The sequence below is a fragment of the Cellulomonas pasadenensis genome, from assembly GCF_047229365.1.
Taxonomy (GTDB): Bacteria; Actinomycetota; Actinomycetes; order Actinomycetales; family Cellulomonadaceae; genus Cellulomonas.
The window spans coordinates 1-15,040 of record NZ_JBFTEP010000018.1; the positions used below are offsets into that span (position 1 = coordinate 1).

The 15,040-nt window shown below is 75.2% G+C and carries 14 protein-coding genes and 1 tRNA gene; 11 read left to right on the top strand and 4 right to left on the bottom strand.

Annotated features, from left to right (window positions below; translation table 11 throughout):
• The 3 genes from AB6N23_RS04355 to AB6N23_RS04365 all read left to right on the top strand — a co-directional run.
• Nucleotides 1-369 (top strand): proton-translocating transhydrogenase family protein (locus AB6N23_RS04355; RefSeq protein WP_412864872.1); only part of this gene is annotated, 369 nt, incomplete at its 5' end.
• 4 nt (nt 370-373) lie between these two features.
• Complete coding sequence (gene pntB / locus AB6N23_RS04360) at nt 374-1,768, top strand: Re/Si-specific NAD(P)(+) transhydrogenase subunit beta (RefSeq protein ID WP_412864873.1); 1,395 nt, start codon at nt 374-376, stop codon at nt 1,766-1,768.
• A gap of 96 nt (nt 1,769-1,864) precedes the next feature.
• On the top strand, nt 1,865-3,946 hold the full coding sequence (locus AB6N23_RS04365) for an endo-1,4-beta-xylanase (RefSeq protein WP_412864874.1): 2,082 nt from the start codon (nt 1,865-1,867) through the stop codon (nt 3,944-3,946).
• A 25-nt stretch (nt 3,947-3,971) separates the two neighbouring features.
• Here the strand turns inward: AB6N23_RS04365 and AB6N23_RS04370 are convergent, their stop codons facing one another.
• On the bottom strand, nt 3,972-4,784 hold the full coding sequence (locus AB6N23_RS04370; RefSeq protein WP_412864875.1) for a putative protein N(5)-glutamine methyltransferase: 813 nt from the start codon (nt 4,782-4,784) through the stop codon (nt 3,972-3,974).
• Nucleotides 4,785-4,932: 148 nt separating this feature from the next.
• On the opposite strand from AB6N23_RS04370, the gene eno reads away from it, so the two are divergent.
• The 7 genes from eno (at nt 4,933) to AB6N23_RS04405 (ending at nt 12,772) form a co-directional block, all read left to right on the top strand.
• Nucleotides 4,933-6,213 (top strand): phosphopyruvate hydratase, encoded by a 1,281-nt coding sequence (eno, locus tag AB6N23_RS04375; protein WP_412864876.1) that lies wholly within the window; start codon nt 4,933-4,935, stop codon nt 6,211-6,213.
• 512 nt (nt 6,214-6,725) lie between these two features.
• Nucleotides 6,726-7,199, top strand: coding sequence for an FtsB family cell division protein (locus AB6N23_RS04380; RefSeq protein ID WP_412864877.1), 474 nt, complete (start codon nt 6,726-6,728; stop codon nt 7,197-7,199).
• Between the two features lie 164 nt (nt 7,200-7,363).
• Nucleotides 7,364-7,945 (top strand): DUF501 domain-containing protein, encoded by a 582-nt coding sequence (locus AB6N23_RS04385; protein WP_412864878.1) that lies wholly within the window; start codon nt 7,364-7,366, stop codon nt 7,943-7,945.
• A gap of 72 nt (nt 7,946-8,017) precedes the next feature.
• Entirely contained in the window at nt 8,018-8,971 is a 954-nt protein-coding gene (locus tag AB6N23_RS04390; RefSeq protein WP_412864879.1) for a Ppx/GppA phosphatase family protein, read from the top strand.
• A 375-nt stretch (nt 8,972-9,346) separates the two neighbouring features.
• Nucleotides 9,347-10,933, top strand: coding sequence for a hemolysin family protein (locus tag AB6N23_RS04395; protein WP_412864880.1), 1,587 nt, complete (start codon nt 9,347-9,349; stop codon nt 10,931-10,933).
• A gap of 112 nt (nt 10,934-11,045) precedes the next feature.
• Nucleotides 11,046-12,575 (top strand): NAD(P)/FAD-dependent oxidoreductase, encoded by a 1,530-nt coding sequence (locus tag AB6N23_RS04400; RefSeq protein WP_412864881.1) that lies wholly within the window; start codon nt 11,046-11,048, stop codon nt 12,573-12,575.
• A 123-nt stretch (nt 12,576-12,698) separates the two neighbouring features.
• A tRNA-Leu gene (locus AB6N23_RS04405) sits at nt 12,699-12,772 on the top strand.
• A gap of 3 nt (nt 12,773-12,775) precedes the next feature.
• On the opposite strand, the gene AB6N23_RS04410 is transcribed toward AB6N23_RS04405, so the two are convergent.
• The gene (locus tag AB6N23_RS04410) at nt 12,776-12,988 is read right to left on the bottom strand and encodes a hypothetical protein (protein WP_412864882.1); all 213 of its coding nucleotides are present in this window, start codon (nt 12,986-12,988) and stop codon (nt 12,776-12,778) included.
• Nucleotides 12,989-13,044: 56 nt separating this feature from the next.
• The gene (locus AB6N23_RS04415; protein WP_412864883.1) at nt 13,045-13,590 is read right to left on the bottom strand and encodes a carboxymuconolactone decarboxylase family protein; all 546 of its coding nucleotides are present in this window, start codon (nt 13,588-13,590) and stop codon (nt 13,045-13,047) included.
• A 138-nt stretch (nt 13,591-13,728) separates the two neighbouring features.
• On the opposite strand from AB6N23_RS04415, the gene AB6N23_RS04420 reads away from it, so the two are divergent.
• Nucleotides 13,729-14,580, top strand: a complete 852-nt coding sequence (locus tag AB6N23_RS04420; protein WP_412864884.1) for a cupin domain-containing protein — start codon at nt 13,729-13,731, stop codon at nt 14,578-14,580.
• Here the strand turns inward: AB6N23_RS04420 and AB6N23_RS04425 are convergent.
• A complete protein-coding gene (locus AB6N23_RS04425; protein WP_412864885.1) occupies nt 14,528-14,974 on the bottom strand; it encodes a nuclear transport factor 2 family protein in 447 nt (148 codons plus the stop codon). The two genes, AB6N23_RS04420 and AB6N23_RS04425, sit on opposite strands and share 53 nt — an antisense overlap.
• Nucleotides 14,975-15,040 lie beyond the last annotated feature (66 nt).

Here is a 15,040-nt window from a genome sequence, read left to right on the forward strand (position 1 = left end):
GCGCGGGCCGACGCCCGCCGCCGCGCGCAGCGCCGCGCGGTGCTGTCCGCCCTCGGCGCGGTGCTCGCCACGGTCGCCCTGACGCTCGCCCCCGCGTCGTTCGTCGGCCACGCCACCGTCTTCGCGCTCGCGGTCGTCGTCGGCTACTACGTCATCTCGCACGTGAGCCACTCGCTGCACACGCCGCTCATGGCCACGACCAACGCGATCAGCGGCATCATCCTCGTCGGCGCGCTGCTGCAGATCGGGGACGACTCGTGGGTCGTCACGACCCTCGCCTTCGTGGCCGCGACCGTGGCGGCGATCAACATCTTCGGCGGCTTCCTCGTCGCGAACCGCATGATCACCATGTTCCGCAAGGAGGCCTGACGCCGTGCTGACGTCCCTGGCGCAGGCCGTGTACCTGGTCGCCGCGCTGCTGTTCGTGCTGAGCCTCGCGGGGCTGAGCCGGCAGGAGACGGCCCGGCGCGGCAACCTGCTCGGCATGGCGGGCATGGCCCTGGCCCTGCTCGCGACCGTGCTGCTCGCGGCCGACGTCTCCGAGCGGCCGGTCGCCGTCACGCTGCTGCTCATCGCGATGGCGCTGGCGATCGGCGCGGTCGTCGGGACGTGGCGCGCGCGCCGCGTCGAGATGACGCAGATGCCGGAGATGATCGCGGTCCTGCACTCGTTCGTCGGGCTCGCGGCCGTGCTCGTCGGCTACAACTCGTTCCTCACCGAGGAGCCGGACGCGGTGCACCTCGTCGAGGTGTTCCTCGGCGTGCTCATCGGTGCGGTGACGTTCACCGGCTCGGTCGTCGCGTACCTCAAGCTGTCGGGGCGGATCAGGTCGGCGCCGCTCACGCTGCCGGGCCGCAACCTGCTCAACCTCGCGGCGCTCGTGGCGTCCGGCGCGCTGCTCGCGTGGTTCCTCGCGGAGCCGTCCGTGCCGCCGCTCGCGCTCATGACGCTCGTCGCGCTCGCCCTCGGCTGGCACCTCGTCGCGGCGATCGGCGGCGGTGACATGCCCGTCGTCGTGTCGATGCTCAACTCGTACTCCGGGTGGGCGGCGGCCGCGGCCGGCTTCATGCTCGGCAACGACCTGCTCGTCGTCGTCGGCGCCCTCGTCGGCTCGTCCGGCGCGATCCTGTCGTACCTGATGTGCCGGGCGATGAACCGGTCGTTCGTCTCGGTGATCCTCGGCGGGTACGGCGCCGAGGGCGGCACGGTCGTCGCGGGCGGCGCCGACGAGTACGGCGAGCACCGCGAGACGACGGCGGCGGACGTCGCCGCGATGCTGCGGGAGGCGAGGACGGTCGTCATCACGCCCGGGTACGGCATGGCCGTCGCCAAGGCGCAGTACCCGGTCGCCGAGCTGACGGCGCGCCTGCGCGCGCAGGGGGTGGACGTGCGGTTCGCCGTGCACCCCGTCGCCGGGCGGCTGCCCGGGCACATGAACGTGCTGCTCGCCGAGGCCAGGGTGCCGTACGACATCGTGCTCGAGATGGACGAGATCGCCGACGACCTGGCGCGCACGGACGTCGTCCTCGTCATCGGCGCCAACGACACGGTGAACCCCGCGGCCCTCGACGACCCGTCGTCGCCGATCGCCGGCATGCCGGTGCTCGAGGTGTGGCGGGCCAAGCAGGTGGTCGTCTTCAAGCGGTCGATGGCCACCGGGTACGCGGGCGTGCAGAACCCGCTGTTCTTCCGCGAGAACACCGTCATGCTGTTCGGCGACGCGAAGGACCAGGTGGAGCGCATCCTGGCGCCGCTGACCACGGCCTGAGCGGGCCACGTCCGGGGCGTCCCCGCACGACCGCGGGCGGGACGGAAACGGTTCGGGCCTGGTCCGGGCCGGGCGGGGGCGCCTAGCGTCCGCGGCATGCCGTCCGTCTCCCCGTCCGCACGCGCCCGTGCCGCCGTCGCGGCGGTCCTCGCCGCCGTCTGCGTCGCGGCGCTCGCGCTCGTCGCACCCCTCGCGCAGCCGTCGCGGGCGCTCTCGCCGGCCGTCGTGCTGAGCACGGGCTTCGAGTCCGACCTCGGCGGGTGGGGTGCGCGGGGCGCCGCGGGCGTCACGCGCACCGCCGACCACGGCCCGCGGGGCACGCACAGCCTGCTCGTCACCGGCCGCACGGCCCCCTGGGACGGCGCGGCGGTCGACGTCACCGACGCGTTCGAGCCCGGCACCTCGTACCGGATCGGCCTGTGGCTGCGCCTGCCGGCCGGGTCCCCGCCCGCCGACCTGCGGGTGTCCGTGCAGCGCGACCTCGACGGCACGTCGTCGTACGACACGGTCACCACCGTCGCCGGCGTCGGCGCCGACGCGTGGACGCAGGTGCTCGGCACGTACGTGCCCGGCGCGTTCGACACCGCGTCGCTGTACGTGGAGTCGACGTCCTCGCTCACGGACGTGCTCGTCGACGACGTCCTCGTCAGCGGCGTCCGGTACACGCCGGACCTGTCGCTGCCGCCCGTGGCGGACGCGCTCGCGGACGACTTCCCGTTCGGCCTCGCGGTCGAGCCGGTCGACCTGCTCGGCGGCCGCGGCGAGCTCCTCGCGCACCACGCCGCGCAGATCACGCCGGGCAACCAGCTCAAGCCCGACGCGGTGCAGCCCACCGAGGGGACCTTCACGTTCGACGCCGCCGACACGATGCTCGACTGGGCCGTCGCGCACGGCGTGCGCGTGTACGGGCACACGCTGCTGTGGCACCAGCAGACACCCGCGTGGTTCTTCCAGCGGCCCGACGGCACGCCGCTCACCACGTCCGCGGCCGACCAGGCGCTGCTGCGCGCGCGGCTGCGCACCCACGTCGAGGCCGTCGCCGACCACCTGCGCGAGCGGTACGGCGAGTTCGGCACCCCGGGCAACCCGGTGTTCGCGTTCGACGTCGTCAACGAGGTGGTCGACGAGTCGCAGCCCGACGGCATGCGCCGCAGCGAGTGGTACCGGGTGCTCGGCCCGTCGTACGTCGCCGACGCGTTCCGCTACGCGCGCGACGCGTTCGGGCCCGAGGTGCAGCTGTTCGTCAACGACTACAACACCGAGTACCCGGACAAGCGCGCGCCGTACCTGCGCCTCGTCACGGACCTGCTCGCCCAGGGCGTCCCCGTCGACGGCGTCGGCCACCAGCTGCACGTCGAGGTGGGGCGGCCGATCGCCATGGCGGAGGCGACCATCACCGCGTTCGAGGCGCTGCCGGTGCGGCAGGCGGTCACCGAGCTCGACGTCTCCACCTACCGGGACGCCGGCGAGTCGTGGGCCGTGCCGCCCGCCGACCGCCTGCTCGAGCAGGGCCGCTACTACCGCGACCTGCTGGCCATGCTGCGCCGGCACGCGGCGAGCCTGGAGTCGCTCACCGTGTGGGGCCTCGAGGACAGCCGCACGTGGCTGCGCGCGGGCGCGGCGCCGCTGCTGTTCGACGGTGCGCTGCAGGCCAAGCCGGCGTACTGGGGCCTGGTCGACCCCACGCGGATCGGCACCACCCCGACGCCCACGCCCACGGCGACGACCACGCCGACGGTGCCACCCACGCCGACGGTGCCCCCCACGCCGACGGCGACCCCCACGCCCACCGCGACGACGACGCCGGTCCCGCCGCCGCCGAGCCCGTCGGTCACCCCGCCGCCGACGCTGCCGCCGCACCCGACGTGCCGTGTCGCGTGGACGGCGCACACCTGGCCGACCGGGTACACGGCCACCCTGCGCGTCACGGCGCTCGGCGCCGCGGTCGACGGCTGGACCCTGCGCTTCTCCACGACGAGCAGCGACCAGCGGCTCACCCAGGGGTGGAACGCCACGTGGTGGCAGACGGGCTTCGACGTGCACGCGCGCGACGCCGGCTGGAACGCGCGGATCGCGCCGGGCCGGTCCGTCGACCTCGGCTTCAACGGCACGCACGGCGGCCGGGTCGACCGCCCGTCGGTCGTCCTCCTCAACGGGCTGCCCTGCGAGAACGCCTGACCGGCGCGGCACCGGTGCCGGCCGCTCAGGCCGGGCGTCGGCCGACCACCACGGTCCCGTCGAGGTCGTCGTCGCGCAGCACCTGCGTGACCCAGCCCGCCGGGAAGGCGGCGGCCGTCACGGGTGCCTGCCGCTCGCCCGTCTCGACGGCCACGTGCCCGCCCGGACGCACCCAGGCGTCGACGCCCGCGAGCAGCCGGCGCTGGACGTCCACGCCGTCGGCCCCGCCGTCCACCGCGACGCGCGGCTCGTGCGCACGTGACTCGACGGGCATCGTCGCGACCGCGTGCGTCGGGACGTAGGGCGCGTTCGCGACGAGCACGTCGACGCGCCCGCGCAGGTCCGCCGGCAGCGCGTCGAACAGGTCGCCGGCCGTCGCGGCGCCGAGGTCGCCGAGGTTGTGCGCGGCCCACCGGACGGCCACGGGGTCGACGTCGGCGGCGTGCACGCGCGCCCCGGGGACGTCCTGGGCGACGACCGTCGCGACGGCGGCGACGCCGCAGCACAGCTCGACGACGACGGGACCCCCGGCGGGCGGCGTCCCCGCGGCGGCGCGCGCGAGGTCCACGGCGGCCCGCGCGAGCAGCTCGGTGCGGCGCCGCGGCACGAACACGCCCGGGCCGACGGCGACGCGCCGCCCGGCGAACGCCACCCAGCCGAGGACGGTCTCCAGCGGCTCGCCCGCGACGCGGCGGTCCGTCAGGTCCGCGAGCCGCCGCGGGTCGGACGCGGCCGCGCGCAGCAGCGCGGCCTCCTCCTCGGCGAACACGCAGCCCGCGGCACGCAGGCGCGCGACGAGGGCGGCGTCGGCGGCGTCCGTCGCGGGCGAGTCCGTCACCCCGGGATCGTCGCACCGCGCGCCGGGGCCGGTCATCGCCATCGCCATCGCCGGTGGGCGGCGTCCACCAGCCGAAGGTCCTCCGGGTGCCGCCGCGTCGCACGACTAGGCTGACGTCGCATACCCATCCGTCTGTCGAAGGAGCACCATGGCCAGCATCGAGGCCGTCGGCGCCCGCGAGATCCTGGACTCGCGCGGCAACCCCACTGTCGAGGTCGAGGTCGCCCTCGACGACGGCACGATCGCCCGCGCGGCCGTCCCCTCGGGCGCGTCCACGGGTGCGTTCGAGGCCGTCGAGCGCCGCGACTCCGACGACCCCCGCTACGGCGGCAAGGGCGTCGAGGGTGCCGTCAACGCGGTGATCGACGACATCGCGCCGGAGCTCATCGGGTTCGAGGCGAGCGAGCAGCGGCTCGTCGACGCCGCGCTCATCGAGCTCGACGGCACGCCCAACAAGGGCAAGCTCGGCGCCAACGCGATCCTCGGCGTCTCGCTCGCCGTCGCGAAGGCCGCGGCCGACTCGGCCGACCTGCCGCTGTTCCGCTACGTCGGCGGCCCGAACGCGCACGTGCTGCCCGTGCCGATGATGAACATCCTCAACGGCGGGTCGCACGCGGACTCGAACGTCGACATCCAGGAGTTCATGGTCGCCCCGATCGGCGCGACGACGTTCCGCGAGGCGCTGCGCACCGGCACCGAGGTGTACCACTCGCTCAAGTCCGTGCTGAAGAGCAAGGGCCTGGCGACGGGCCTCGGCGACGAGGGCGGCTTCGCGCCGAACCTCGAGAGCAACCGCGCCGCGCTCGACCTCATCCTCGTCGCGATCGAGAAGGCCGGCTTCGTGCCCGGCCAGGACGTCGCGCTCGCGCTCGACGTGGCCGCCACGGAGTTCTTCCGCGACGGCGCGTACCAGTTCGAGGGTGCCGCCAAGTCGCCCGCCGAGATGATCGCGTTCTACGAGCAGCTCGTCGCGGACTACCCGCTGGTCTCGATCGAGGACCCGCTCTCCGAGGACGAGTGGGACTCGTGGGTCGAGCTCGTCGGCAACGTCGGCGACCGCGTGCAGATCGTCGGCGACGACCTGTTCGTCACCAACCCGGAGCGCCTCGCCAAGGGCATCCAGCTCAAGGCGGCGAACTCGCTGCTCGTGAAGCTCAACCAGATCGGCACGCTCACCGAGACGCTCGACGCGGTGACGCTCGCGCAGCGCAGCGGCTTCACGACGATGACCTCGCACCGCTCCGGCGAGACCGAGGACACGACGATCGCCGACCTGTCGGTCGCGACGAACGCCGGCCAGATCAAGACCGGTGCGCCCGCCCGCGGCGAGCGCATCAACAAGTACAACCAGCTGCTCCGCATCGAGGAGGAGCTGGACGACGCGGGCATCTACGCCGGTCGCAGCGCCTTCCCGCGCTTCTCGGCCTGACGTCCCGCGACGCAGCCGCCCGACGCCCGGTCCGCCCTCGTGGCGGGCCGGGCGTCGGCGCGTGCGGGGAACCCCGGGGCGTGACGCGCCGGGCGCGCGGGTCGTGGAGGTTCGGTGGGGACCCCGCCCGGCCGGGCGCGGCGTCCGCGCGGATCGCGGCGTGCGACGGCAGAATCGTCGCCATGCCCGCGCCCCGTCGTCCCGTCGTGCCCGGTGGCCCCGGCCGTCGGCCCGCGCGCGAGCAGACGCCGTCGGGGCCGGTCCCGCACGCCGGCCGCACGGGTGCGTCGCGTCCCGCCGCCGGCCGCACGGGCAGCCCGCGGCCGGGGCGTGCCCCGGCGCCGCGGTCCGGCCCGGTGCCGAAGGTCGCGCCCGTCCCGGGTGGTGCGAGCCGACCGGGGGCGAACCGTCCGGCCGGGCGGCCGTCGGCGTCGTCGGGGGCGGGAGCCCGTCCGGGGACGCCCGCGCGCGGCACGCCGCGCGCCACGCCGTCGCAGCCGCGCGTGCCCCGCATGTTCACGGTCCGCACCATGGTGTTCTCGCTCGTCGTGCTGCTCGCGTTCGTGCTCGTCTACCCGACGCTGTCGTCGTTCCTGCAGCACCGGGCGGAGGTCGACCAGCTGCGCGCCGAGCGCGACGCGGCGGTCGCGGAGAACGAGGACCTCGAGGCCGAGCTGCGCCGCTGGGACGACCCGGCGTACGTGATGGCGCAGGCGCGGGAGCGGCTGTCGTTCGTCATGCCGGGCGAGACCGCGTTCCGCGTGGTCGACCCCGAGACGGTGCCGGACGCGCCGGTGGTCGAGGACGGGCCGGCGGCGGGCGCCGCCGAGGGCTCCACCCGGCCGTGGTACAGCACCGTGTGGGAGTCCGTGCGCGCCGCCGGCGAGACCGACGTCGACGCCGTCCCCGAGGGCACGCCCGCCACGGGCACGACGCCCGACCCGGCGGGCGTGCCCACCCCCGACCCGGCAGCGCCGACCCCCTGACGCCGACGCCCGGCGGCGCCCCTGACCCCGACGCCTGGCACCGACCGGCCGCCGAGGCCGTCGTCACCGTCGCGCGCATCGGCGACAATGGACGGTCGCCACCGCGACCCGCACCCCTGCGTGCCCGTCCCCGTCCCCGTCCCCGTCCTGCGTCAGGAACCGCCGTGCCCGCTGACACCCCGCTGCCCGACCCGACCGCGCACCGCGACACGCCCGGCCCCTCCGCCGGCGACGCGCCCGCCGCGCCGGCCCCGGTCGCTGCGGACGTCACGCCGCGCGACGTCGAGGTCCTCACCGAGCAGCTCGGCCGCCCGCCCCGCGGTGTCGTGGGCGTCGCGGCGCGCTGCGTGTGCGGCCGTCCGCTGGTGGTCCGCACAGCACCCCGGCTCGACGACGGGACGCCGTTCCCGACGACGTACTACCTGACGAGCCCGCAGGCCGTCGCCGCCGTGAGCACGGTCGAGGCCGGCGGGTACATGAAGGAGCTCACCGCCCGGCTCGCGGAGGACGAGGAGCTCGCGGCGGGCCACCGGCGTGCGCACGAGGCGTACCTCGCCGACCGCGAGGCCATCGCGCACGTGCCGGAGATCGCCGGCATCTCGGCGGGCGGCATGCCGCACCGCGTGAAGTGCCTGCACGTGCTCGTCGCGCACGCGCTCGCCGCCGGTCCGGGCGTCAACCCGGTGGGCGACGAGGTGCTCGGCATGATCGCCGACCGGTGGAGCCCGGACCGCTGCACCTGCTGACCGCGGCGGGCGGGTGCCGTCCACGCGCCGGCCCGGCGGGACCCGGACCGGCGGGGATGACACGATGTGCGCGTGACGCGTGTGGCTGCCATCGACTGCGGGACCAACTCCATCCGTCTGCTCGTCGCGGACGTCGACCCGGCGGCCGGCACGCTCGTCGACCTCGACCGCCGCAACGAGGTCGTGCGGCTCGGCCAGGGGGTCGACCGCACCGGCCGGCTCGCCCCGGAGGCGCTCGCGCGCACGCTCGACGCGGCGCGCCGCTACCACGACGTGTGCACCGACCTCGGCGTCGAGGCGGTCCGGTTCGTGGCGACCTCCGCGACCCGCGACGCCGAGAACCGCGCCGACTTCGTGACCGGCGTGCAGGAGGCGCTCGGCGTCGAGCCCGAGGTCGTCGGTGGCGACGAGGAGGCGCGGCTGTCGTTCCGCGGCGCGACGGGCGTGCTCGCGGGCCGGTTCGACGCGCCGTTCCTCGTGGTCGACCTGGGCGGCGGCTCCACGGAGCTCGTCCTCGGCACCGACGCCCCCGACGCGGCTCTCTCGATGGACGTCGGGTCGGTCCGCATGACCGAGCGCCACCTGCACACCGACCCGCCGACGCAGGACGAGGTCGCGGCCGCGACGGCCGACGTCCGCGCCGCGCTGGACGCGGCCGCCGAGGTCGTCCCGCTCGGCCGGACCGTGACGCTCGTCGGCCTGGCCGGCTCGATCACGACCCTCACCGCGCACGCGCTGCGGCTGCCGTCGTACCAGCGCGACCGCATCGACGGCACGCAGCTGCCGGTCGAGGACGTCCTCGCCGCCTGCGACGACCTGCTGCGCCGCTCGCACGACGAGCGGGCCCAGCTGCCGTACCTGCACCCCGGGCGCGTCGACGTCATCGGCGCCGGCGCGCTGGTGTGGCGCGAGGTGGTGACGCGCGTGCGCGACGAGGTCGCGGCCGCCGGCGGTGCCCTGACCTCCGTGGTCACGTCGGAGCACGACATCCTCGACGGCATCGCCTGGAGCGTCGCGGAGCGCTGACGCGCCCGGCGGCTCCCCACCGACCGGCCACTGCGCCGACCACGTCCCCCCTGCGCCGACCACGTCACCCCTGCGTGACGACCTCGACCCACACCTGACGAGCTCGCGCGCCTCCACCCGCACGCCCGCGCGGCGTCGAGGTCGCCGGTTCCGCGGTGAGGTCGCCGCCCGGAGGAGGCGATCTCGGCCTCCGACCGGCGATCTCGGCGTGCGCGCGTGCGAGGCGGGAGCCGGGCCCGGCGCCCGGCGGGGGAGCCGGCGGCGTCCGGACGACGGCTGCCGCCGGATCGCGTCCGGACCGACGGGAACCGGATGCGGGTCGTGGCCGTTTGCCTAGCCTGGAACCCCCGTCCCTGCGCTGACCCGGAAAGGGCCATGACCGCCGACACCTGGGCCGACATCGGCCTCGTCCTGCTGTTCATCCTCGTCGGCGGAGTCTTCGCCGGCACCGAGCTCGCCCTGGTCTCGCTGCGCGAGTCCCAGCTCGGCCAGCTCGAGAAGCAGTCGGCGCGTGGGGCACGCGTCGCCGCCGTGGCGCGGAACCCGAACCGGTTCCTCGCGGCGGTGCAGATCGGCGTGACGGTCGCGGGGTTCTTCTCCGCGGCGTTCGGCGCGTCGACGCTCGCGCCGTCGGCCGCCCCGCTGTTCGAGGCGCTGGGCCTGAACCGCGGCACGGCGGAGGGCGTCGCGCTCGTCGTGCTCACGCTCGTCATCGCGTACCTGTCGCTCGTGCTCGGCGAGCTCGTGCCCAAGCGCATCGCGATGCAGCAGAGCCAGCGCGTCGCGCTGGCCGTGGCGCCGCCGCTCGACCGCTTCGCGATCCTCATGACGCCCGTGGTGTGGCTGCTGTCCAAGAGCACCGACACGGTCGTGCGGCTCTTCGGCCTCGACCCGAAGGCCACCGGGGAGCAGATCACCGACGAGGAGCTGCGCGACCTCGTCCGCACGCACCCCGACCTCCCCGAGGACGAGCGCCGCCTCATCGACGACGTGTTCTCCGCGGGGGACCGCTCGCTCGTCGAGGCGATGCGTCCGCGCGCCGACGTGCAGTTCCTCGCCGCGTCGTCGCCGATCGCGGAGGCCGCGCGCGTCGTCGAGGGGCTGCCGTACTCGCGGTACCCGGTCACGGGCGAGGACTTCGACGACATCGTCGGGTTCGTGCACGTGCGCGACCTGCTGGCGCCGGTCGCCCGGGCCGTGCGCGAGGCGGACGCGGACCCGGACGCGCACGGTCGCGAGGGCGTCGTGGAGGCGATCGTCGAGGTCGCGGCCACGACGGTCGGCGACGTGACGCGCCCCATCGAGTCGCTGCCGGGCACGAACGCCGTCCTGCCGACGCTGTCGCTCATGCGGCGCACCGGCTCGCACATGGCCGTGGTCGTCGACGAGTACGGCGGCACGGACGGCATCGTCACGCTCGAGGACCTGCTCGAGGAGCTCGTCGGCGAGATCGTCGACGAGTACGACCCCGTGCCGGCCCGCGCCGCCGGCGGTGAGGCGCTCGACGCCGGCCTGACGCTCGAGGAGTTCGCCGAGCGCACGGGCGTCACCCTGCCCGAGGGTGCGTACGAGACGGTCGCCGGGTACGTGCTCGCCGAGCTCGGCCGCATCCCCGACGCGGGCGCGGTGGTGACGGTCACGCAGGCCGCCACGGGCGAGCGGCGCGACGACGACGCGGCGGGACCGGCCCCGACGCGGCTCGTCGTCGTCGAGGTCGACCGCCGCCGGATCACCCGCGTGCGCGTCGAGCGGGACGCGGAACCGGGTGGCGCCGGGTCGGACGGTGCGGAGCCGGGTGGCGCGGGAGCGGGCGGTGCGGAGGCCGGCGCCAGCACCGCCGCGCTGTTCGCCGACTCGGCGGTCGCCCGTTCCGAGGCGGACGGCCGCGGCCGTGGCGCCGGCACCGGCGACGTCACCGGCAACGTCACCGGCACCGGCACCGGGCACGGCACGGCCGGCTGACCTGCACGTCCCCGCCCCGCGCGCGTCGTCGCACGCGCGCGGGCGCGGGTGTGCGCACCGTCACCGCGACTCCGGCACGCGTGGGAGCGCTCGCACCTCTACCGTGGGACCTATGGCTCAGACGTCCACTCCTGCGGTCGGCGCGGCGTCCGCGACCGGCAAGCTGATGCCGGCGCCCCAGGGCAAGCCGCGCAAGGTCCCGCGCGTCGTCGTGCTCGGCGGGGGCACGGTCGGGCTGTACTCCGCCCGCCGCCTGCGCAAGCGGCTGGGCCGGCGGGACGCGGCGATCGTCGTCGTCGACCCGCGCCCGTACATGACGTACGCGCCGTTCCTCCCCGAGGCGGCCGCCGGGTCGATCGACCCGCGCAACGTCGTCGCCCCGCACCGTCGCGCCCTCAAGGGCATCGACGTGCTGCAGGGCCACGTCACGCACGTCGAGCACGCCAACCGCCGCGTGGAGATCACGCCCGTCGAGGGCGAGCCGTACTGGGTGACGTACGACCACCTCGTCGTCGGCCTGGGCTCGGTCGCCCGCACGCTGCCCATCCCGGGGCTGGCGGAGCAGGGCATCGGCTTCAAGAACGTCGAGGAGGCCATCGCGCTGCGCAACCACGTGCTGGGCCGCATCGACGTGGCGTCGAGCACCTGGGACCCCGAGCTGCGCCGCAAGATGCTGACGTTCGTCTTCGTCGGCGGCGGGTTCGCCGGCATCGAGGCGCTCGCCGAGGTCGAGGACATGGCGCGCTACGCCGTCCAGCACTACAAGCAGATCGAGCCGGAGGAGCTGCGCTTCGTCCTCGTCGAGGGCAGCCCGCGCATCCTCCCCGAGGTCAGCGAGGAGCTCGGCGGGTACACGCTCGAGCAGCTGCGCAAGCGCAACATCGAGATCTTCCTGTCGACGTTCCTCAGCTCGTGCGTCGACGGGCACGTCGTGCTGTCGAACAAGACGGAGTTCGACGCGGAGACGATCGTGTGGACCGCGGGCGTCAAGGCGAACCCGGTGCTGCAGAACTCGGACCTGCCCCTCGACAAGATGGGCCGCGTCATCGCGAACGAGTACCTGCAGGTCACGGCGGAGGACGGCACGGTCGTCGCCGACGCCTACGCCGCGGGTGACTGCGCGGCCGTGCCCGACCTGTACAACCCCGGCAAGTTCTGCCCCCCGAACGCCCAGCACGCGCTGCGGCAGGGCAACCACATCGGCGACAACCTCGCCGTGGTGCTCCGCTCGGGCGAGCCGACGCCGTACAAGCACAAGAACGTCGGCGCCGTCGCGTCGCTCGGCATGTACAAGGGCGTCGCGCAGATGTTCGGCAAGATCAAGGTCCGCGGCTTCCCTGCGTGGGTCCTGCACCGCACGTACCACGTGTTCGCCATGCCGACCGTGAACCGCAAGATCCGCATCATGGCCGGCTGGACGGGCTCGCTGCTGCTGCGCCGCGAGGTCGTCGCCCTCGGCTCGCTGCACGACCCGCGCGCGGAGTTCCGCAGCGCCGCCGTGCCGCCGAAGCCGAAGGTCGAGCAGACGTCGCAGGACACGCCGCCGACGGATGGCGCGAAGCCGCAGGAGTCGCTGCCGTCGTACAAGGCGGAGCCCGGCTCGCCGGCCGAGAAGCGGGACGAGCACGCCCAGAAGAAGTGACCTGCGCCGCAGGCGCCGACGACCCCGGGACCAGCGGTCCCGGGGTCGTCGTGCGTCCGGACGCCGTCGCGCCGAGGACTGCGGTGCGTCGCCCGCGGCGGCGCCTGGCACGATGACGCACGCGCCCCCGTAGCCCAACCGGCAGAGGCAACCGGCTTAAACCCGGTCCAGTCCGGGTTCGAACCCCGGCGGGGGCACCGTCACATCTCGCAGTCGCACACGAGGTTGTACTCGACGACCTGCTCGCCGTCCTCGGGTCGCGCCCAGACCTCGGCCTCGGCGCGGGAGGCGAAGCGCCGGCCGACGAGGCGGCCGGTCGGGAGCAGGACGCCGACCTCGATGTGCTCGCGCGGGTCGTCCGGGTCGGCGGCCGCCGCGGCACCCGGCGTGACGGGTGGCGTGGATGTGCTCATGGTCCTCCCTCGGTCGGGTCCAGCATGCACCCGCGCGGCACGGTCGGGCGACGCGGTCAGGCGCTGCGGCGCAGCGCGACGGTCGGGAAGTCGACCGGCACGTCGAGCGCGACGTTGACGTAGTTCGTGAACAGGTTGAGCGCGACGTGGGCGACGATCTCGACGATCTCCTCGTCGCCGAACCCGGCGTCGCGCACGGCCCGCACCTCGTCCGCCGGCACCTGGCCGCGCTCCTCGACGAGGGCGAGCGCGAAGCGCAGTGCCGCGGCGGTGCGCGGGTCGTCGGACCGTCCCTCCTGCGCGGCGGCCATGGCGTCCCGCGGCACGCCGGCCCTGCGGCCGAGCGCGGTGTGGGCCGCGAGGCAGTAGGCGCACGCGTTGCGGTTCGCGACGGCGACGGCGATCTGCTCGCCGAGGGCGGCGCCGAGCGTGCCGTCGCCGAGCGCGCCGAACGACCCCCACATGCTGCGCAGCGCGGCCGGCGAGCTCGCGACGGCGCGGAACATGGCCGGCACGGTGCCGAACGCGCCGTGGATCTGGTCGAGCTGGTCCTTGACGGTGCCCGTGGCGGTGTCGCGGTCGACGAGGTGGACGAGGGACATGGTGTGCTCCTGTCGTGGTGCTGCGGAGGTCGTGCCGCGGCCGGACCGGCGGCGACAGGTCCAGACTGCCGCCCGATGCGGGACGAGAAGATGCGTACCGTCTCGACTTCCTACCGATCCGTCCACCACACTGGTGCGGTGACGACCATCGACCGGCTCTCGCCGCTGCTCGAGCGCTTCCGCGTCCGCGCGCAGCTGTTCCACACGGGCCCCCTGTGCGGCGTCACGACGTTCGCCGCGCGCCCGGGGCGCGGCTTCCTGCACGTGCTCCGCGACGGCGAGATGGACGTGACCCACCAGGTGCCGGGAGGCGGCCTGGAGACGCTGCACGTCGACGAGCCGTCGCTGCTGCTGTACCCGCGCCCGCTCGAGCACGCCTTCCGCAACGCCCCCGTGGAGGGGGCCGACTTCGCGTGCGCGACGCTCGACCTGGAGGGCGGCGACGCGCACCCGCTCGTGCGGACCCTCCCGTCGGTGGTCGTCGTGCCGCTCGCCGCGGTCCCCGGCCTGCGCCCCGCGCTCGACCTGCTCTTCGCCGAGGTCGACGAGGTCCGGTGCGGCCGTCGCGTGCTCGCGGACCGGCTGTTCGAGGTCGTGCTCATCCAGCTGTTCCGCTGGGTGCTCGACCACACCGACGACCTCGCCCTGCCGGCCGGCCTGCTGCCCGGCCTGGCCGACGAGCGGCTCGCGCCTGCGCTCGTGGCGCTGCACGAGGAGCCCGGCCACCCGTGGACGCTCGACGCGATGGCCCGCCGCGCGAGCATGTCGCGCAGCGCCTTCGCCGCGCGGTTCAAGGAGGCGGTGGGGCAGTCGCCGGCGGACTACCTGACGGCGTGGCGGCTGACCGTCGCGCAGGACCGGCTGCGGGCGGGCGCCTCGGTCGCGGCCACGTCGGCCGAGCTCGGCTACGCGCACCCGTCGGCGTTCACGCGGGTGTTCACGCAGCGCGTGGGTGCCTCCCCGCGGGCGTGGCTGGCGTCGGCGGGCTGAGCCGGGGCGGCGGGCGGGCGCGTGCCGCGGGCGACGACGGTCGGACCAGGTACGTGCCGTGCCCCCGCACGACCAGGCCGTCGCGCAGCTCGAGCACCTCGCTGACCTCACCGCCGCGCTCGTTGCGGTACGCGAGCACGACGGTGCCGACACCGGCGTAGACCTTCTCCACGCGGTGGTGCAGGTCCGGCAGCAGCTCGAGGCCGCGCGCCCAGGAGCCGCGCAGGGCGTCCTTGCCGCGCAGGACGCCGTCCGACCCGGGCAGCACCCGGGCGGCGAAGGGCGAGGTGAAGACCACGTCGTCGGCGACGAGCGCGAGCACCGCCTCGAGGTCGTGCGCGTTCCAGGCGCGCTCCCAGCGCTCGGCGAGGTCGGTGGCCCGGGCGGCGTCCATGGCGGACAGCGTCGGGGGTGCGGATGCGCGCGCGGGAGGGCGGGTCCGGATGGCGGACGGTCCGCG